At 70.0% G+C, this 17,921-nt stretch carries 16 protein-coding genes; 5 read left to right on the plus strand and 11 right to left on the minus strand.

The annotated features are described in order from the left end of the window. The first annotated feature begins 182 nt into the window (after nt 1-182). On the plus strand, nt 183-662 hold the full coding sequence (locus tag ACAM57_RS29510; RefSeq protein WP_369659892.1) for a DUF6314 family protein: 480 nt from the start codon (nt 183-185) through the stop codon (nt 660-662). Between the two features lie 10 nt (nt 663-672). Here ACAM57_RS29510 and ACAM57_RS29515 read toward each other — a convergent pair whose 3' ends face one another. The 7 genes from ACAM57_RS29515 to ACAM57_RS29545 all read right to left on the minus strand — a co-directional run bounded on the left by ACAM57_RS29515 (nt 673) and on the right by ACAM57_RS29545 (nt 8,635). Further along, nucleotides 673-1,266 (minus strand): biotin transporter BioY, encoded by a 594-nt coding sequence (locus ACAM57_RS29515; RefSeq protein ID WP_126022274.1) that lies wholly within the window; start codon nt 1,264-1,266, stop codon nt 673-675. A 38-nt stretch (nt 1,267-1,304) separates the two neighbouring features. After that, nucleotides 1,305-1,898: an energy-coupling factor transporter transmembrane protein EcfT gene (locus tag ACAM57_RS29520; RefSeq protein WP_369659893.1), complete on the minus strand. Its 594-nt coding sequence runs from the start codon at nt 1,896-1,898 to the stop codon at nt 1,305-1,307. Then, complete coding sequence (locus ACAM57_RS29525; protein ID WP_369659894.1) at nt 1,891-2,637, minus strand: energy-coupling factor ABC transporter ATP-binding protein; 747 nt, start codon at nt 2,635-2,637, stop codon at nt 1,891-1,893. Before ACAM57_RS29525 ends, ACAM57_RS29520 begins: the two co-directional genes overlap by 8 nt. 42 nt (nt 2,638-2,679) lie before the next feature. After that, nucleotides 2,680-3,522 (minus strand): isocitrate lyase/phosphoenolpyruvate mutase family protein, encoded by an 843-nt coding sequence (locus tag ACAM57_RS29530; protein WP_369659895.1) that lies wholly within the window; start codon nt 3,520-3,522, stop codon nt 2,680-2,682. A gap of 72 nt (nt 3,523-3,594) precedes the next feature. Next, nucleotides 3,595-4,890, minus strand: a complete 1,296-nt coding sequence (locus ACAM57_RS29535) for an MFS transporter (protein WP_369659896.1) — start codon at nt 4,888-4,890, stop codon at nt 3,595-3,597. Further along, nucleotides 4,887-7,226 carry a N,N-dimethylformamidase beta subunit family domain-containing protein gene (locus ACAM57_RS29540; protein WP_369659897.1) on the minus strand — a complete coding sequence of 780 codons (2,340 nt, stop codon included), beginning with the start codon at nt 7,224-7,226 and terminating at the stop codon, nt 4,887-4,889. Before ACAM57_RS29540 ends, ACAM57_RS29535 begins: the two co-directional genes overlap by 4 nt. Beyond that, the gene (locus ACAM57_RS29545; RefSeq protein WP_369659898.1) at nt 7,223-8,635 is read right to left on the minus strand and encodes an aspartate aminotransferase family protein; all 1,413 of its coding nucleotides are present in this window, start codon (nt 8,633-8,635) and stop codon (nt 7,223-7,225) included. Before ACAM57_RS29545 ends, ACAM57_RS29540 begins: the two co-directional genes overlap by 4 nt. 96 nt (nt 8,636-8,731) lie before the next feature. Between ACAM57_RS29545 and ACAM57_RS29550 the strand changes: the two genes are divergently transcribed. Next, a complete protein-coding gene (locus ACAM57_RS29550) occupies nt 8,732-9,649 on the plus strand; it encodes a LysR substrate-binding domain-containing protein (RefSeq protein ID WP_369659899.1) in 918 nt (305 codons plus the stop codon). A 27-nt stretch (nt 9,650-9,676) separates the two neighbouring features. Here ACAM57_RS29550 and ACAM57_RS29555 read toward each other — a convergent pair whose 3' ends face one another. Continuing rightward, the gene (locus ACAM57_RS29555) at nt 9,677-11,383 is read right to left on the minus strand and encodes a M14 family zinc carboxypeptidase (RefSeq protein ID WP_369659900.1); all 1,707 of its coding nucleotides are present in this window, start codon (nt 11,381-11,383) and stop codon (nt 9,677-9,679) included. A gap of 104 nt (nt 11,384-11,487) precedes the next feature. Here ACAM57_RS29555 and ACAM57_RS29560 point away from each other — a divergent pair, with 104 nt between their 5' ends. After that, a complete protein-coding gene (locus ACAM57_RS29560) occupies nt 11,488-12,201 on the plus strand; it encodes a YebC/PmpR family DNA-binding transcriptional regulator (RefSeq protein ID WP_126022283.1) in 714 nt (237 codons plus the stop codon). A 5-nt stretch (nt 12,202-12,206) separates the two neighbouring features. Beyond that, nucleotides 12,207-12,608: a GFA family protein gene (locus tag ACAM57_RS29565; protein ID WP_369659901.1), complete on the plus strand. Its 402-nt coding sequence runs from the start codon at nt 12,207-12,209 to the stop codon at nt 12,606-12,608. Between the two features lie 37 nt (nt 12,609-12,645). On the opposite strand, the gene ACAM57_RS29570 is transcribed toward ACAM57_RS29565, so the two are convergent. The 3 genes from ACAM57_RS29570 to ACAM57_RS29580 are packed head-to-tail and all read right to left on the minus strand — an operon-like array spanning nt 12,646 to nt 16,647. Then, on the minus strand, nt 12,646-13,671 hold the full coding sequence (locus ACAM57_RS29570) for a helix-turn-helix domain-containing protein (RefSeq protein ID WP_369659902.1): 1,026 nt from the start codon (nt 13,669-13,671) through the stop codon (nt 12,646-12,648). Between the two features lie 52 nt (nt 13,672-13,723). Further along, nucleotides 13,724-15,283, minus strand: a complete 1,560-nt coding sequence (gene gntK, locus ACAM57_RS29575) for a gluconokinase (RefSeq protein WP_369659903.1) — start codon at nt 15,281-15,283, stop codon at nt 13,724-13,726. 11 nt (nt 15,284-15,294) lie between these two features. After that, nucleotides 15,295-16,647 (minus strand): GntP family permease, encoded by a 1,353-nt coding sequence (locus ACAM57_RS29580; RefSeq protein ID WP_369659904.1) that lies wholly within the window; start codon nt 16,645-16,647, stop codon nt 15,295-15,297. Between the two features lie 217 nt (nt 16,648-16,864). Here ACAM57_RS29580 and ACAM57_RS29585 point away from each other — a divergent pair, with 217 nt between their 5' ends. Further along, entirely contained in the window at nt 16,865-17,896 is a 1,032-nt protein-coding gene (locus ACAM57_RS29585; protein WP_369659905.1) for a LacI family DNA-binding transcriptional regulator, read from the plus strand. Nucleotides 17,897-17,921: the final 25 nt, after the last annotated feature.

The following is a 17,921-nucleotide window of genomic DNA, read 5'->3' on the forward strand; positions in this document are numbered from 1 at the left end:
ATGGGTCCTTCAATTGGTTCGGTTCTGGTTCTTGGTCTGGATCAGCTGAAGGGCTGGTCCATGGGAAGAATTGTGCGCCGTTATCTAAGTAAAAACCCTTAGACAATAGAACCGCGGTGTTCACGCCACGGAAACAATCGATCGCCAGGAAGGCAGATCACCGCCTGTCGTAGAGTCCCCGCATGAGCGACCCGGCCCCCGCCCTTTCACCGATTTCGTCCCCCTGGGGCAGCCCCGGGACCGTGTTCGACCGGCTCGCGGGCGAATGGAGCCTGTGGCGCAACATCGAGGGCCAGGCCACCATGAGCGGCGTCGCCACCTTCACGCCGCTCCAAACGGCCGACACGCTGAAGTACCGCGAGGAAGGCCGCATCCACCTGGCCGACGGCAAGGAGTTCGACGGGCACCGCGAATACGTCTTCGAGCGTGCGCCGAACGGCTTCGTCGTGCACTTCGCCGAAACGCCGCCGCGCCTCTTCCACACCATCGCCATCGTGCGCGACGGCGGCACGCTCGCCGGTTCGGCCACGCACCTGTGCACGCCCGACACCTACGACAGCAGCTACCGCTTCCTGCCCGACGGCTCCTTCGGCATCCGCCACGTGGTACACGGCCCGCGCAAGGACTACCTCTCGGACACGGTCTTCAGCCGCCTGGGCTGAACGAGGCCATTCAGTCGCGGTCCAGCCGCCAGCCCGGCATGCCGCGCATCACCGTCTGCACGAGCATCGCGCAGATGCCGCACTTGATGAGGTCGCCCGGAATGAACACCAGCATGGCCAGCGCGGCCTGCGACAGCGACATGTGCGCGATCAACGAGAGCCCGACGATGCCGAAGGCGTAGACCACGCCGATCCCGCCGACCAGCGCCGAGAGGAAGGCAGCCGCCAGCAGCGGAAGGCCCGTCGCGCCGCCGATGCGGCGCACGGCCAGGCGCATCAGCAGGCCGCAGGCGAAGGCGCCGAACATCCAGCCGAACAGGAAGCCGCCGGCCGGCGCCACGAACACGCTCAAGCCGCCACGGCCGCCGGGCAAGAGCGGCAGCCCCAGCGCCACCGCCAGCAGGAACAACGCGATGGCCAGGAAGCCCCGGCGAGGCCCGAGCAGGCAACCGGCGAGCATCACACCCAGCGACTGCAGCGTGATCGGCACGCCGAAAGGCAGGTCGATCTTGGGGATCAGGCCGAACACCGCCATCAGCGCCGCGAAGAGCGCGATGTACGCCAGCGAACGGGAGGAAGCGAGGGAGCCTGAAGTGGTGGTCATGGCGATGGCAATCGAGAAGAAAAAAAAGAAAAAATGGCTCAGCGCCCGAGCCGTGCGGCCAGCGCATCGGCCACGCGCTCGGCCGTCTGCAACGTGCGTATGGTCAGCGGCGCCAGCAGTCGCAGCCCGCCGCCATGGCCCGAGCGCGCACGGTAGGCATCGTCCAGCCGCTGCCACTGCACATAGAAATTTTCGGCGAAGCGCAGCATCAGGCCAAGGCCGAGCGCGATGCGCTCCGTGGGCACGCCGAAGCGCTGCAGCGGATGCAGCACGGCTTCGAGCACCGCCAGCAGGTCCTCGAAGCGCGTGGTGAGCGTGAGCATGAGCGCGAGCGTGGCCGCGCTGGCCAGCCGCAGCGCGCTCGCCACGCCGAGCAGCGTGGTGCCCATTGCCCAGTGGAAGCCGACGATCAGCCCGCCCGCGATGGCCACGCCGAGCAGCATGTGTACGCGCCGCCACGCCGGCCGGCCGAGCGACGCGAACCCCAGCAGCACCACCGCGCAGGCCACCGCCAGATAGACAGGCCGCTCGACCAGCACCAGCAGCGTGCCGCACACCGACAGCACCGCGAGCTTCAGCCACGCCGCAATCGCATGCAGCCACGTCGGCTGTTCCGAATAGAGGCTACGCATGGCGCCCCCGCTCGGCCGCCGCGCGCTCGCGCACGTCTTCGGCATAGGCTTCGCAGATCTCCCGGCCCGGCCCGTCGGCGCGCACCCTGCCCCGCTCGAGCCACAGCACGCGCTCGAAGTCGTACACATGCTCCAGCAGGTGCGTGGACACGAGGATCTGGTGATCGCTCTCCTGCAGCTGCGTGGCCAGCCTCGCCTGGCTCAGCAGGTCGAGGCTGGCGAAGGGCTCGTCGAGCAGCAGCGTGGCCGGCTCGCTGATCTGCAGGGCCAGCAGGCATACCTGCTGGCGCTGGCCCTGGCTCAGCTCGCTCACCGCGCGCCCGGCCCAGGCTTCGAGCCCGCGCCGCGCGAGGAAGTCGCGCGCCTGCCGGCGCGCCGCCTGCCGCGTCTCGCCGCGCGCGGTGAGGCTGAAGGCCAGCTCCTCGGCCACGGTCGGGAAGATGATCTGGTCGTCGGGGTTCTGGAACATCAGCCCCACGTGCTTCGCGAGCTGGCCGCGGTCGGCCTGCGTGTCGCAGCCATGCACCACCACGCGCCCCTGCTCGGGCTGGTCGAGCCCGCTGATGAGGCGGAACAGGCTGCTCTTGCCCGCGCCGTTGTCGCCGACGAGGCCGATGCGCATCTCCTGCAGCTCGAGCGTCAGCCCCTCGAACACGCGGTGGCTGCCGCGCACCAGCGTCACCGCATCGAGGCGGATGCTGTGCGAAGAGACGGTTTCTGACGGGCTGGGCTGCGGCAAGGGGCGCCCACTGTACCCGAAGCCGCTCTGGCGGCGCGGGGCTCAGGCCGTGGCGGGAAAGAGCGCGTTGAGCTCGCCCACCGACAGCATCCCCTCGCCCATCTTGCCGAAGCGGCCCTGCCCGAAGGCCTCGGCAGCGATGCGGTTCACCAGGCCCAGCGCCGACTGCAGCGGCCCGCAGCCCAGGCTGATGCGCCGCGCGCCGGCCTTCGCGAAGGCATCGGCCGACGGCGCCCCCGCATAGCCCGCGTACACGTTGAGCGGCAGTTCCAGCGCGCCGGCCAGCCGCGCGATCTCGTCGGGGTCGGACATGCCCGGCACGAAGATGCCGTCCGCGCCCGCCGCCGCGTAGAGCTTCGCGCGGCGCAGCGCCTCCTCGAAGCGTGCCACCGGGTCGTCCCATGGCACGAAGTACACGTCGGTGCGCGCGTTGATGAAGAAGCGCGCATCCAGCCCGCGGATGGCCGCGATGCGCTCGCGCAGCACCTCGGGCGATGCCAGCTCGCGCGTGCCGGGCCGGGTGCCGTCCTCGATGTTGATGCCGGCCGCGCCCATGCCGATCAGTTCGGCCACAACTTCGCGCACCGCCTGCGCGCTGTCGCCGAAGCCGCTTTCGATGTCCACGCTCACCGGCACACCCGCCACGCGGCAGATGCGCGCGCAGGCCGCGAGCAGTTCATCGACCGGCATGCGCTCGCCGTCGGCATAGCCCAGCGACCAGGCCATGCCCGCGCTGGTGGTGCCGATGGCGCCGGCCCCGGCGCGCTCGACGATGCGGGCGCTCGCGGCGTCCCATGCGTTGACCAGCACCAGCGGCGCGGGGCCGGCGTGCAGTCGGTGGAATGTTTCTGTCTTTTGCTGCGCGTCGCTGGCTCGCATGGTCATCCGTTCGGCAAGTTGAGGAATGACCGCAGCTTAGGAACGCCGCGGCGCGCCGGCTTGGAAAAAACTGCTATTTCATTTCACGCCGTAGCCGCGCGCCGCCCGCAGCGCGATCAGGCTCACCACCACGCCGAAGCCCACGTAGAACGCCGGCGCGATCTTGCTGCCCGTGGCGGTGATGAGCCAGGCGCTGATGAAGGGCGCGAAGCCGCCGAAGATCGCCACGCCGAAGCTGTAGCTCACCGACAGCCCCGTGCCGCGCGTGGCCGCCGGGAAGAGCTCCGACATCGCCGCCGAGATCGGCCCCCAGTAGGCCGAAGCCACCACGCCCATCGCCGTGAGCGCCAGCATCAGCGCCGGCACCGAAGGATGGTTCACCAGCAGGTAGAAGAGCGGCACGATCATCACCAGCATGACCAGCGCCGCGGCGCGCATCACGGGAATGCGGCCCACGCGGTCCGACATGCTGCCGAACAGCGGCACCAGCGCGAACTGCAGCACGCCGAACCAGAATGTGCCCGCGAAGGCCATCGAAGGCGGCAGGCCCAGCTGCCGCACCGCGAAGGTGGGCATGAAGAGCCCCGTGTAGGCCACGATGGTCGCGAGGATGATGAGTCCCATCGCCGCCAGCGTGCGGCCGCGCTGGTCCACCAGCGTGGCGCGCACCGGCGCGGCTTCCTGCGCGGCGCGCTTGAACTCCATGCCCTCGTCGAGATGGCGGCGGATGTAAAGCCCCGCCGGCCCGATCAGCAGCCCGAAGAAGAACGGGATGCGCCAGCCCCACGACAGCAACTGCTCGGGCGTGAGCAGCGCGTTGAGCCCCATGCCGAAGCCGGCAGCCAGGAAGGTGGTGACGCCCTGGCTCGCGAACTGCCAGCTCGAGAAGAAGCCGCGGCGGCGCGGGTCCTGCTCCGCCAGCAGCGCGGTGGCGCTGCCGAACTCGCCGCCCGCCGCGAAGCCCTGCAGCAGCCGCGCGAGGATCACCAGGCCCGGCGCCCACAGCCCGATCTGCGCGAAGGTGGGCGCCACCGCGATCAGCAGCGTGCCGCACAGCATCAGCGCCATCGACAGCGTCAGCGCGTTCTTGCGCCCCCTGGCGTCGGCGTACGCGCCCAGCACCAGCGAGCCGACGGGCCGCATCACGAAGGTCACGCCGAAGGTGCCCAGCGTGATGAGCAGCGACACGGTGTCGTTCTCGGCCGGGAAGAAGAGCTTGGAGATGGTGACGGCCAGAAAGCCGTAGATCACGATCTCGAACCACTCCAGCGCATTGCCGATGGAGATGGCGGTGATGACCCTCAGCGTGCTCTGCCGGGAGGCCGGCCCGGCGGGTTCCGAGAGGTCGGCGGTGCGTGGGGCGATGGTGCTCATGATGCTGCGTGCTCCAGGGATGGTTGAACTGCAAGGTCCGCGCCTGTCGAGGGCCGGACGCCGAAGTGGTGCAGCACGTTGCGCAGCAGCCCTTCGAATGAGGGGTCGACGCCGAGCACCCAGCTCGCGCCGACGGCGCCTGCGTTGAACACGCGGCCGCCTTGCGGGCGCTCCCAATAGATCATCTCGGCCGAGAGCCCGCCAAGCGAATCGGTCGGCTGCGAGTAGTAGTCGAGGTAGGCATCGAGGCGCCCGGGGCGCTGCCTGCGCCCCTCGGCGATGACCTGGATGCCGCGCTGCGGCTCGGGCAGCCTTTCACCGGCGGGCAGCCTGCGCGTCATGCGGTTCAGCGTCGCGACGCTCAGGTCCCATTCGTGGCCGATGGCTCTCGGCAGCCCCCCGCCCGGCGCGTGGCCGAAAGTGGCGCCTTCAGTCAGCCCCAGCGGATGCGGCCGCGTGAACAGGAAGTGCTCCGGCTGCGTCGCGTGGTAAACGCCGAAGTCGTCGCCATCGGCAAAGGCCCAGCCCGCCGATTCCAGCCCGATGAGCTCGGCGCACGAACGCCCCGCCTGCCTGAACTGGCCGCCGCGCGCCCAGTCCTGCGAGTGGTACTGCTCGCCGTAGGGGCCGGCGGGCGGGCGCAGCTCGACCGACTCCGCGCCGTCCTCGTCGCCGGGGCCGCGCACCTTGCGCTGCTCCATCACCGTGCATTCCTCGTCGTAGCTCACGCGCAGGTACATGGTGTTGCCCGACAGCACGATGGCGGTACCGCCGTTCGACAGGTAGTCGTCGAGCCCGTCGCACGCCGGCAGCGACCAGTATTCGCTGTGGCCGTTGATGAAGACCGTCTTGTAGGCCTTGAGCAGGCCCGGATCGCGGTGCAGGTCGAGGTCGCCCACCACGTCGTAGTCGTAGCCGCAGCGATCGAGCCACACGTGCAGGCGGCGCTCCAGCCGGGTCCACTGGCTGAAGCCGGCGTCGGCCGGGTCGTACAACGCGTTCGGGCTGGCGTTGGGCCAGGGCATGCGCAGCCCGACCTGGTAGGTGGGCTGGCCGCCGCGGTGGTAGGTGTAGCTGCAGAAGGCCGGCGCCTCGGGGTGGCTGTTCTCCAAGCCCGCCGAGCGGCGCGGCCACACCGGGTCGCTCGCGACGTTCTTCGCGAAGGGCGTGGCCGCGTAGGCCAGCCAGCTGTTGGTGGCGCACAGCACCAGCACCGGCGCGGGAGCACGATTCGCGGCGCGGCGCACGATGAAGGCGATGTCGTATTCGGCGCTCCGGCCGTCGAGCAGGAAGCGCACGCGGCCCACGTACACGCCGGACTTCGCATCCGCCGGCATGCGGAAGGCATGGCTCTCGGGCCAGCGGCAGTCGTAGAGATCGTCGCTCGCCAGCCGCAGGCCGTGGCCGCGCGTGGGGTCTGCTAGTGGGTCGTAGCCCTCGTCGGAAAACTCGTTCACGCGACTCGGCTCGAAAGCCGGGCCGACGATCATCCAGGTGCCGTGGTTGACGATGCGGCCGGTGCGCTGGTGGCCGCTGGCATCGGCCACCGCCTCGCCGCGCTCCTCGCGCAAGGGCCAGCAGGCGAGCACGGCGCGGCCGCGCGGCGTGTGCAGGCCGCGGTCGGCGAAGCGCGCGCGCACCTCCTCCAGCCGCAGCGCCTGCGAGTAGATCGCGGGCATGGCGATGTCGCCTTCGAGGAACGCGTCCGCCAGGCCGTCGATGCCGCTGCTGCCCAGGCGCAGCGGCGCACGACCCGGCTGCATCGGGCCGTCGAAGCGGCCGCGCGCGACCGCCTCGCCGTCGAGCCACAGCACCGTCTCGCTGCCGTCCCACGTCGCGACGATGTGGTGCCAGCGCCTCGGCTGCAGCGTGCCGCCCGAGAGCTGACCCTCGGTCCGGAACGCCGCGCCATCGCCCAGATAGAACACCGCGCGTCCGTCTTCGTCGACGAAGAGCCCGTAGCCGCAGGCGCCCGGCAGGTCGAACTGCCCGATCACGCTCTGGCGCGTGCCCACGCTCCACACCTGCACCCAGCACTCGAGCGCGAGCGCGCGCAGCGGCTGGTCGAGGCCGCGCTCGATGCGCACATAGGAGCCGGGGTGGATCGGATGCACGCGCGGCGCGGAAGGCTCGAAGCTGTGCAGCACCGTGTCGGCGGTGCGGCCCTCGGTGTCGGGGCCCAGCCGGCATACCGAGAGCGTGTAGGGCACGTCGCTGCTGATGTGGAAGCGCACCACCTCGCCGGCGGCCACGCTCTTGCGGTCGGTGTAGCCGTGCACGCCGGGCACCCGCAGGCTGCGGTGGGGCGGAAGGGTCTTCTGCTGCTGCATCGTCATGCCGCGGTGGCCAGGCCCTTGGCCGCGATCTCGTCGGCCAGTCCGCGCAGCGAGCGTTCGAGCAGCTCCGCGAGTTCGTCGATCTCGGCGGGCGTGATGGTCAGCGGAGGCGTGATCATCTGGAAGTCGCCGAAGGCGCCCAGGTTGGCGCGCCGGTTGTACAGCGCGATGCCGTGCTTCAGGCCGTGCTCGGTGAGCCGCGCCGGCGCGTTGAAGCTTGCCGGCAGCTGCCGCTTGGTAGTCTTGTCGGCCACGATCTCGATGGCGGTGAAGAGCCCCTTGCCGCGCACGTCGCCCACGATGGGCGAGCGCTCCGCAACCTCGCGCAGTCGCGCCATCAGCAGCTCGCCCATGTCGCGTGCACGGCTCACGAGGTCTTGCTCGATCACCTCGCCGAGCACCGCGTTCGCCACCGCGCACGACAGCGGGTTGGTGAAGTAGGTGTGGCCGTGCACGAAGCCGCCGCTGCCCGCCACCGCATCGACGATGCGCTCGGGCGCCAGCAGCGCGCCCAGCGGCGTGTAGCCCGCGGCCAGCCCCTTGGCCAGCGTGACGAGGTCGGGCCGCGCGCCGGCCCAGTGGTGCGCCGCGAGAAAGGCGCCGGTGCGGCCCGCGCCGCTCATGATCTCGTCGTAGATCAGCAGCACACCGTGCCGGTCGCAGATGGAACGCACGCGCTCGAAGTACGCGGCTGGCGCCACCGCCGCGCCGGTCGAGAGCCCGCCGATGGGCTCCATGATGAAGGCCAGCACCGTGTCGGCGCCCTCGCGCACGATGGTGGTCTCCAGCTCGTCGGCGCAGGCCAGCGCATGGCTCTCGGCGGTGTGGCCCGCGGGCACGCGGTAGGACAGCGGCGCGCTCACCTTCGGCATCTCGCGCACCATCGGCCCGTAGATCGACTGCGTGTGCGCATCGCCCGTCACGGCCAGCGCGCCCAGCGTGGAGCCGTGGTAGCTCGGATTGCGCGAGATGACCTTGGCGCGCCTGGGCTGGCCCGTGACCACCGCGTACTGCCGCGCCAGCTTGATCGCCGACTCGTTGGCCTCGGAACCGCCCGAGACGAAGAAGGCGCGGTCGAAGCCCTCGCCCGCCAGCGCGCAGACGCGGTCGGCCAGCTCGATGCTCTGCTCGCTCTCGAAGAAGCGCGGATAGGCGAAGGTGACGCGCGCCGCCTGCTCCTGCATGGCGGCCAGCACGCGCGGATTGCCGTGGCCGATGTTGGCGACCACCGCGCCGGCCGTTGCATCCAGAAAGCGGTGCCCGCCCTCGTCCCACAGGTAGACGCCCTCGCCGCGCGCGATGCGCGGCGGCCGGGGGGAGCCCTTGGCGGCATAGAAGCCGAGCACGGAACCGCCCTTGGGCGTGTCGCCCACGGTACGGGGGGTTTTGTCTTCGGTCGAGGCATTCATCTGTGGGTAATCCATTCGTTCGCAGCCCCGGACGATAGGCATGACAGGCCTTTGCGGGTAGACGTATGGCCCGATGAAGTGCTATACGTCTGGCGCATGAAGAACACCCACGACCGCCTCGACCTGCTCCAGACCTTCATCCGCATCGGCGAGAGCGGATCGCTCAGCAAGGCGGCGCGATTGCTCGACACCACTCAGCCCACGGTGAGCCGCCGCCTGCTGGAGCTGGAGCGGCTGCTGGGCTGCAAGCTGGCGATCCGCAACACGGCCAATTTCTCGCTCACCGACGAAGGCCGCTCGCTGCTGGCCGAGGCGCACGACCTGACCGACCGCTGGTCGGGCCTGTCGCAGCGGCTGCGCGGCGGCCAGAGCCGGCCCGAGGGCACGCTGCGCGTGATCGGCCCCTCCGGCTACGGCACGGGCTTCCTCACCGACGCGGTGACCGACCTGCGCGCCGCGCATCCGCAGCTGCGCGTGGAGCTCACGCTGACCGACCGCGTGGTCGACCTGGCGGCCTCGGGCGCCGAATGCTGGGTGTGCGTGGGCGAGGTGCGCGACCCGGGCCTCGTCTGCCGCACCGTGGGCCGCATGGAGCGGGTGCTGATCGCCACGCCCGAGCTGCTCGAGCGCACAGGCCCCGTCACGCTGGCACGGCTGCCGCAGGTGCCGTGCGTGGGCCTGATCCCGTACGTGACGGGCAACGTGCGGCTCATCGACCGCAGGGGCCGCTCACGCATCGTGGCGCTCGATACGCCCATCCGCACCGACAGCCTGCTCGCGAGCTACCGCGCGATTCTCAACAGCGCCGGCATCGGCGCGGCGGCGCCATGGATGTGCCACGAGGACATGCAGGCCGGCCGCCTGAAGCGCGTGCTGCCCAACTGGTGGCTGGAGCCCATCGGCGTGCACGTCGCGCTGCCGCCGGGGCTGTACCGGCCGGCGCGGGTCACGGCCTTCGTCGAGGCGCTGCGGCGGCGCATGCATGCGCTGCCGGGGTTCCGGCCAGCTGACTAGGGCCAGTTCACAGGCCCCAAACCCCTGCTATCGCATCAGCGCGACGACCGGATAGCGCCGCCACCCCGCCTCCGCATGCCGCCGCCCGTGCGTGAAGATGAAGCCCAGCACCGCCTTCGGGTCGGACAGCAGAGCGGGGTTCTCCACTTTCCATTGCTCGAAGCGCTGCCTGAGCCCGGCTTCTTCCTCCAGCATCCGCAGCGCCGTGTCCTCGAAGACGTAGGCCGAGAAGTTCTCCTTCTTCTCCAGAACGCTGTTGAAGAAGCCCCAGCGGAAGAAGCTGTCGTGCGCGAGCGGCTCCAGCGTCTCGACCGCGTAGCGGGCACGCGGCTGGTCCAGCGAAACGAGGACGTCGCCCGCGCGCGCCTGGAAGGGCTCGGTGCCTTCGGTCAGCACCACCTCGTCGTGGAACATGTGGCCTTCGTAGGCACCGGGGCGCGAGGTCACGTCGCGGATGCGGTAGACGCGCGCCGCGTCGAAGAGCCGGTCTTCCTCGAGCCGCTGCAACTCGACGCCGTTCCACGCCAGCCGCTCGATCGCCTCGCGCCATGCCTGGGGCACGAGATAGGCCTTCGGCGCGGCGGCCGTCGCTTCCTCGACGCAGCGGTCGAAATGCACGATGTCCTTCTCCCACGGCCGGCTGCGGTCGTAGGCCAGGCGCTCGTAGCTGCCCAGCAGGCTGGGCGCGCGGACCGCGCTGTAGCCCTTGAAGCGCAGGCTCGCGGGCCGGCTGCGGTCGTTGCGCCAGGTCAGGGGCCAGCGCGCCTGCCGTGCGGCTTCAGCCTTTGCCTCGCGGCGCAGCTCCTGGATGCGCGCCGCATTCGCGATGCTGAAGTCGAGCACCGTCTCCACCAGCGCCCGCATCGAGGCCACGCGGTCGGCGAAGGGCTTGAGCATGTGGGTCTCCGGCATGAAGCCGATGGTGTGGTGCAACGCGGCATAGCCGGTGGAAAAGCGCGGCGTGTCGAGGAAGTCCTCGATGCCGTCGTCGGGCGTCTCGGCCAGCAGGTTCATGTACGGGCAGGTGGGCCAGCCGCGCCGCTCCATGCCGACGTAGACCGCGGGCAGCATGTTCTCGCGCAGGAAGGCGCCGAGCCCGCCGCCGAGCTTGTCGGGCTGGGTCGGGATCAGCGTCATGGTGTAGCTGTAGTCCGCGCCGTTGGATGTGTGGGTGTCGACCATCACGTCCGGGTCCCAGGCGGTGAAGAAGCGGTTGAACACCTGCGCGGCGAGGCTGTCGCACTTGATGAAGTCGCGGTTCAGGTCCAGGTGCCGGCCGTTGCCGCGGAAGCCGAACGACTCGGGCCCGAGCTGGTTGACGCGCGAAGTGTTCTGCCGGTCGATGCAGCCGTCCACGTTGTAGACCGGGATGAAGAGGAACACCGTGTCGCCCAGTGCCGCCAGCCTGCCGGGCTGCGTGCAGAAGTCGCGCACCAGCGCCATGCAGGTGTCGATGCCCTCGGGCTCGCCGGGGTGGATGCCGTTGTTGTTGAAGAACACCGGGCGGCCCTGGCGCTTGAGCGTTTCGCGGTCGAACACGCCGTCGGCGGTGACCACGCCCGCATGGATCGGGGCGCCGGTGTCCGAGGTGCCTATCTCGCCCCAGCGCAGCACGCCGGGGAAATCACTGGCCAGCCGCTCGTAGAAGGCGATGCATTCGGCCCAGGTGGCGGTCTGGTTGCCGTTGCCTGCTTCGAACGGCGTGACGTACGAGGTGTCCTGTGGAGCGGTCATGGGAAGAAGGCTACAGTAGTCGCCCCTCCCGGTCATCGAGCCCTTCTTTCTTCAAAAGAGCCAGACAAGGCCGCAAGCAATACATATTCATTCAAGGAAACGACATGGGCGCCCAGTGGAAAGCCAAGCACAAGGACATCGCCGCCAACGCCAAGGGCCGGCTGTTCGGCAAGCTCGTCAAGGAAATCGTGGTGGCCGCGCGCAACGGCGCCGATCCCGCCTCCAACTCGCGCCTGCGGCTGGCGGTGGAGCAGGCCCGCAAGGCCTCGATGCCCAAGGAAACGCTCGACCGCGCCATCAAGAAGGGCGCGGGCCTGACGGGTGAATCGGTCAACTACGAGCACGTGATCTACGAAGGCTTCGCGCCGCACCGCGTGGCGGTGATGGTCGAATGCCTCACCGACAACGTGAACCGCACAGCGCCCGAGATGCGCGTGCTCTTCCGCAAGGGCCAGCTCGGCACCTCGGGCTCGGTGTCCTGGGACTTCGACCACGTCGGCATGATCGAGGCCGAGCCCGCCCGCCCCGACGCCGACCCCGAAGTGGCCGCCATCGAAGCCGGCGCGCAGGACTTCGAACCGGCCGGCGAGGACCACCCCGCCGTCTTCCTCACCGACCCCACCGACCTCGACCTCGTGAGCCGCGCCCTGCCCGCGCAAGGCTTCACCGTGCTGTCGGCCAAGCTGGGCTACAAGCCGAAGAACCCCGTGGATCCGGCGAGCCTGAGCGCCGAGGCGCTGGAGGAAGTCGAAACCTTCCTCGCTGCCATCGACGCGAACGACGACGTGCAGAACGTGTACGTGGGGCTGGCGGGCTGAGCCCCATGCCGCGCGTGCTTTCCGGCAGGTGCCTGTGCGGCGCCGTCCACTACGCGGTGGCAGACGAGTTCACCTATTCGCTCAACTGCCACTGCGCCGACTGCCGCCGCGCGACCGGCTCGGCCTTCAAGCCCTTCGCGGGCATCGAGCGAAGCAAGTTCGCGATCACGCAGGGCGAAGACGGCATCACGATCTACGGCAAGCCCGACGCGGGCGACCTGCACTGCGCGAAATGCGGCTCGCTGCTGTGCTCGGTGGTGCGCGACGGGCAGTACGTGCACGTCACGCTGGGCACGCTGGTCGACGCGCCCGCGATCCGGCCGGACGCGCACATCTTCGTGGGTTCGAAGGCGCCATGGTTCACGATCACGGACGACCTGCCGCAGTACCAGGGCCACGTCGGCTGAAGCCGGGCGTCGCGCTTCGTGCTGCCACCCGCGCGCTTCAGCCGGCGGTTCCCGGATGGCGAGCGCGAAACTCGCCCGGCGTCATTCCCTCGATCCGCCGGAAGTGCCGGTTGAAGTTCGAGACGTTGTTGAAACCCACCTCGTAGCAGATGCTGCTCACGTGCTGGCGCGTCGTTGCCAGCAGCCGGCAGGCCCTGGCCACGCGCAGGCCGATCACGAAGTCGGTGAAGGTCTGCCCGGTGGTGCGGCGGAAGCTGCGCGAGAAGGCGTTCTCGCGCATGCCCACGATCGCGCCAACATCGGCAAGCGAGAGGTCTTCGGCGTAGTTGTCGCGGATGTGGTCGATCGCCTTGCACATGCGCAGCGCGCGGGCGTCCTCGCCCAGGCCTTCGCCGGCCAGGGCGACGCCGGAGAGCACGCGGTAGTCGCGCCACTGCGCGAGTTCGTTCAGCAGCGCGGCGAATTCGGCAAAGCGCGCGAGGCCGCTCGACGCCTCCACGCGGCGCAGACGCGCGATGGTGCCCGCTTCCAGGCCGACGAACCGCACGCCCAGCCGCGCCCGGGCCAGCAGCGGCCCGGCGTCGGCGAGTTCCGGGAAGAGCGCCATGCCGCGCTTGAGCGGCTCGTCGCCGAAGCGCAGCACCAATCCATCCGTGGAGCCGCTGCCCGGCAGCGCGCGATGCTCGAACGCGAGGCTGCGCGGCAGCCGGGGCCCGAGCAGCACGACGGTGCCGGGTGCGAAGCTGTGGACCTCTTCGTCCCCGCCGCTGCCGATGCGCAGGCGTGCCGGCGCGGCGCCGATCAGGTGCAGCTCGTGGTCGTGCATGCAGCGCGTTGCGCTCGCGTGGGCCGCGGGCCCGGAGGCCGGCTCGCACCGGACCGTGGCGCAGATGTCGCCCGTTTCGCCAGCGCGAACCGGCGCGGGGGACGCCGCCTTGCGCCATGCGGCCGCCTCGATGCCGCGCGCGCCATGCCGCCGTGCCGGCGACAGGGGTCGCGCGGCTTTCGCGTGCGGATGCGGATGCGCGTGTGGAACGGAAGCGGGTGTCATCGTGTTCAGCAAGACCGGTTTTCCTTCAGCAAATCTCCGATGGACAACGACGACCGGCAGGCCGTCAGCTTCGCCGCTGCGACGGTGGCACCGCCGTCTGCTGCTGGAACGCGGCGAGCAGCCGGTATTCCTCGCCGAGCTTGCGCGGCAGCGAGTGGTACACCGGCAGCAGCTGCCGGTAGAGCGCGGCGTTCTTGGCGTTGGGCGTGTGGCGATGGGTGGCGCCGACCATGCCCGCGACCGCGTCGAGCGAATCGACATGGCCCAGCGCGTAGAGCCCGAGCACCGCGGCGCCGAGGCAGGAGCTCTCGAAGCTCTCGGGCACGACCACCTCGCGGTCGAACACGTCGGCCATCATCTGGCGCCACATGCCCGAGCGCGCGAAGCCGCCGGTGGCCTTGATGCGTGCACTGCGCCCGGCGATGGATTCGACCGCCGGCAGGATGCTGTGCAGGTTGAAGATCACGCCCTCCAGCACCGCGCGGATCATGTGTTCCTTGCGGTGGTGGATGCCCAGCCCGAAGAAGGAGCCGCGCAGGTCGGCGTTCCAGTAGGGCGCTCGCTCGCCGGTGAGGAAGGGGTGGAACACCAGTCCTTCGGAGCCGGCCGAAACGCGCTCGGCGATGCGCGTGAGCACCTCGTAGGTGTCGATGCCCAGGCGCTTGGCGGTCTCGGCCTCGGCCGAGGCGAACTCGTCGCGCACCCAGCGCAGGATGATGCCGCCGTTGTTCACCGGCCCGCCCACCACCCAGCGCCGCTCGGCGAGCGCATAGCAGAAGGTGCGGCCCTCGGGGTCGGTCATCGGGTGGTCGACCACGGTGCGCATCGCGCCGCTGGTGCCGATGGTCACTGCCACCTCGCCGGGAGCCACCGCGTTCACGCCCAGGTTGGAGAGCACGCCGTCGTTCGCGCCGATGACGAAGGGCGTGTCGCGCGCCAGCCCCAGCTGCTTCGCCACGTCGCTCGCGAGGCCCTCGACGTGCCAGGTGGTCGGCACCGGGCGCGAAAGCTGTTCGGCGTGCACACCGGCGAGCGCGAGCGCTGCCTCGTCCCACTCGAGCCGTTCGATGTCGAAGAGGCCGGTGGCGGAGGCGATCGAATGGTCGACCTGCCACTGGCCGAAGAGCCGGAAGAACACGTACTCCTTGATGCCGACAAAGCGCGCGGCGCGCGAGAAGAGTTCGGCGCGCTCGTGGCGCAGCCACACCAGCTTGGCCAGCGGCGACATCGGATGGATCGGCGTGCCCGTACGGCGATAGATCGCGAGGCCATCCCACTCGTCGCGGATGCGCGTGGCCCAGGCCGAGGCGCGGTGGTCGGCCCAGGTGATGCTGTTCGTGAGCGGCACGCCCGCGTCGTCGACCAGGATCAGGCTGTGCATCGCCGCGCTGAAGGACACGGCGAGCACGTCGGCAGGCAAAGCCTTGGCCTGCTTCACGCAGCTGGCGATGGCCGAGAGCACGGCCTGGAAGATCTGCTGCGGGTCCTGCTCGGCGGCGCCAGCCTCTGGCTGCAGCAGCGGGTATTCGGTCGCGTCGTGCGCCAGCACGCGCCCGGCGGGCGTGAAGGCCACGGCCTTCGTGCTGGTGGTTCCGATGTCGACGCCGATGACGATGCGACCCATGCTTTTTCTCCTCAGACGACCATGTTCAGCAGCATGATGAAGACGATGGCCACGACCGAGATCAGCGTTTCCATCACGGTCCAGGTCTTGAAGGTCTCGGCCACGCTCATGTTGAAGTATTGCTTCACCAGCCAGAAGCCCGCGTCGTTGACGTGCGAAAGAATCAGCGAACCTGCGCCGGTGGCCAGCACCAGCAGCTCGCGGTTCACGCCCGGCACCATGGTCGCCAGCGGCGCGACGATGCCAGCGCCGGTGATGGTCGCGACCGTGGCCGAGCCGGTGGCGATGCGGATCAAGCCCGCCACCAGCCAGGCCAGCAGGATCGGCGAGACCTGCGCATGCAGCGCCATCTGCCCGATCGCGTTGCCCACGCCGCTGGCCACCAGCATCTGCTTGAAGCCGCCGCCCGCGCCGATGATCAGCACGATGGCCGCGGTGGGCGCGAGGCTGTCGTCGACGAACTTCATGATCTGCCTGGCCGTGAAGCCGCGCGCGGTGCCGAAGGTGTAGAGCGACAGCAGCAGCGCCGCCAGCAGCGCGGTGATCGGGTGGCCGATGAAGTCCATCCACTGTCGCACGATGTTCTTCTCGTCGAGCGCCACGTCGGCGAAGGTCTTCAGCAGCATCAGCGCCACCGGCAGCAGCACGGTGATGAGCGTGATGCCGAAGCCGGGCAGCTCGCGCGCCTCGGGCTCGCGCGCCAGCTGTTCCATCAGCTCGGGCGAGGCCTCGCCAGGGACGTACTTCGAGATGAACTTGCCGAAGACCGGGCCCGCGATCATCGCGGTGGGCAGGCCGACGATCAGGCCATAGAAGATGGTCTTGCCGATGTCGGCGTTGAACACGCCGATGGCCAGCAGCGGCCCCGGATGCGGCGGCACCAGGCCGTGCACCACCGACAGGCCCGCCAGCAGCGGGATGCCGATGCGGATGAGCGACACGCCGGTGCGCCGCGCCACGATGAACACCAGCGGGATCAGCAGCACGAAGCCGATCTCGAAGAACAGCGGGATGCCGACCAGGAAGGCCGCGAACATCATTGCCCAGTGCACGCGCTCGCGGCCGAAGGCGTCGATCAGCGTGCGCGCGATGCGGTCGGCGCCGCCCGACTCGGCCATCATCTTGCCGAGCATGGTGCCCAGGCCGAGCACGATGCCCACGAAGCCCAGCACGCCGCCGAAGCCGTCCTGGAAGGACTTCATCACCTTGTCCACCGGCATGCCCGAGGTCAGGCCCAGGAAGCCCGCGGCCAGCGTCAGCGCGATGAAGGGGTGCACGCGCCAGCGCGTGATCAGAAGGATCAGCCCGAGGATCGCCACCAGGGCGTCGACGAGCAGGAAGATCTCTTGGCTCATTCCGAACATGGGTTGTCTCCTGGACCCGGGCCTTTGCGAAAACAAGGCAAGGCGGCGGCCCGGTGGGCTGGACAGCTTCGGGACAGCGCTATCCTGCACGATTCAAAAAAAGCCCGCTCTGGTGGGCGCTCGGGTTTTTCCGAATCGGCCAGGGGCTGGGATAGCGCTATCCTAGGACAGCGCTATCCAAATCCGGATTGGTATTAACCCTGAGACACGCCCGACCATGGCCGACACCCCCGACCGCCCGCGCTCCCGCTCTTCCAGCCACGTCACCCTCGACGACGTGGCGCGCGCCTGCGGGGTGAGCCCGATCACCGTGTCGCGGGCGCTGCGCGGCGCGCGCAACGTGGCGCCCGAGCTGCAGGCCCGCGTGCAGGCGGCGGTCGACCAGCTCGGCTACGTGCCCAACGTGGCGGCGCGCGCGCTGGCCTCGGCGCGCAGCTCCCACGTGGCGGTGCTGATCCCCTCGCTGACCAACCAGCTCTTCGTGGAGCTGCTCGAGGCGGTGCAGGACGCGCTGTCGCCGCACGGTTTCCAGTCGCTCATCGGCGTGACGCACTACGACCCGAGGCAGGAAGAGGCGCTGCTGCGCAGCTACCTCTCGCAGCGCCCGGCCGGCGTGCTGCTGACGGGCTTCGACCGGAGCGACGCGGCCGTGCAGATGCTGGAGCGCAGCAACGCGCCCTGCGTGTACCTGATGGAAACCTCGGCCGACGCGGGCGTGCACAGCGTGGGCTTCTCGCAGCGCGACGCGGGCCGCGCCATCGTGCAGCACCTGCTGCAAGGCGGCCGCCGGCGCATCGCCTATGCCGCCGGCCAGCTCGATCCGCGCGTGATGATGCGCCTGGAAGGCTATCGCGAGGCGCTGCGCGCGGCGGGCTGCCACGACCCCGCGCTCGAACTGCTGGTGCCGGGGCCGACTTCCATGGCGCTGGGCGGCCGCCAGTTCGAGGACCTGCTCGCGCGGCACCCCGACGTGGACGCCATCTTCTATTGCAACGACGACCTCGCCCAGGGCGCGCTGCTGGCCGCGCTGCGCAACGGCGTCGAAGTGCCCCGGCGCGTGGCGATCGCCGGCTTCAACGATCTGGGCGGCAGCGACCAGATGCTGCCGCCGCTGACCACCGTGCGCACGCCGCGCCGCGAGATCGGCGAACGCGCGGCCGCGATGCTGCTGGCGCTGATGCGCGGGGAGACCGTGGCCGAGCGAACGGTGGACCTGGGCTTCGAGCTGATGGCCCGGCAAAGCAGCTGAGGCCAGGCAACCGAAGGCGCGCGGC

Source organism: Variovorax sp. V15 (assembly GCF_041154425.1).
GTDB lineage: Bacteria > Pseudomonadota > Gammaproteobacteria > Burkholderiales > Burkholderiaceae_C > Variovorax > Variovorax guangxiensis.

Bases quoted from the DNA above. Each gene is read 5' to 3' on its own strand.
- ACAM57_RS29565 (WP_369659901.1), top strand. From the start codon at position 12,207: ATGCCGCGCGTGCTTTCCGGCAGGTGCCTGTGCGGCGCCGTCCACTAC.
- ACAM57_RS29515 (WP_126022274.1), bottom strand. From the start codon at position 1,266: ATGACCACCACTTCAGGCTCCCTCGCTTCCTCCCGTTCGCTGGCGTAC.
- ACAM57_RS29560 (WP_126022283.1), top strand. From the start codon at position 11,488: ATGGGCGCCCAGTGGAAAGCCAAGCACAAGGACATCGCCGCCAACGCC.
- ACAM57_RS29550 (WP_369659899.1), top strand. From the start codon at position 8,732: ATGAAGAACACCCACGACCGCCTCGACCTGCTCCAGACCTTCATCCGC.
- ACAM57_RS29580 (WP_369659904.1), bottom strand. From the start codon at position 16,647: ATGTTCGGAATGAGCCAAGAGATCTTCCTGCTCGTCGACGCCCTGGTG.
- ACAM57_RS29510 (WP_369659892.1), top strand. From the start codon at position 183: ATGAGCGACCCGGCCCCCGCCCTTTCACCGATTTCGTCCCCCTGGGGC.
- gntK (WP_369659903.1), bottom strand. From the start codon at position 15,283: ATGGGTCGCATCGTCATCGGCGTCGACATCGGAACCACCAGCACGAAG.
- ACAM57_RS29585 (WP_369659905.1), top strand. From the start codon at position 16,865: ATGGCCGACACCCCCGACCGCCCGCGCTCCCGCTCTTCCAGCCACGTC.
- ACAM57_RS29520 (WP_369659893.1), bottom strand. From the start codon at position 1,898: ATGCGTAGCCTCTATTCGGAACAGCCGACGTGGCTGCATGCGATTGCG.
- ACAM57_RS29555 (WP_369659900.1), bottom strand. From the start codon at position 11,383: ATGACCGCTCCACAGGACACCTCGTACGTCACGCCGTTCGAAGCAGGC.
- ACAM57_RS29535 (WP_369659896.1), bottom strand. From the start codon at position 4,890: ATGAGCACCATCGCCCCACGCACCGCCGACCTCTCGGAACCCGCCGGG.
- ACAM57_RS29530 (WP_369659895.1), bottom strand. From the start codon at position 3,522: ATGACCATGCGAGCCAGCGACGCGCAGCAAAAGACAGAAACATTCCAC.
- ACAM57_RS29540 (WP_369659897.1), bottom strand. From the start codon at position 7,226: ATGACGATGCAGCAGCAGAAGACCCTTCCGCCCCACCGCAGCCTGCGG.
- ACAM57_RS29545 (WP_369659898.1), bottom strand. From the start codon at position 8,635: ATGAATGCCTCGACCGAAGACAAAACCCCCCGTACCGTGGGCGACACG.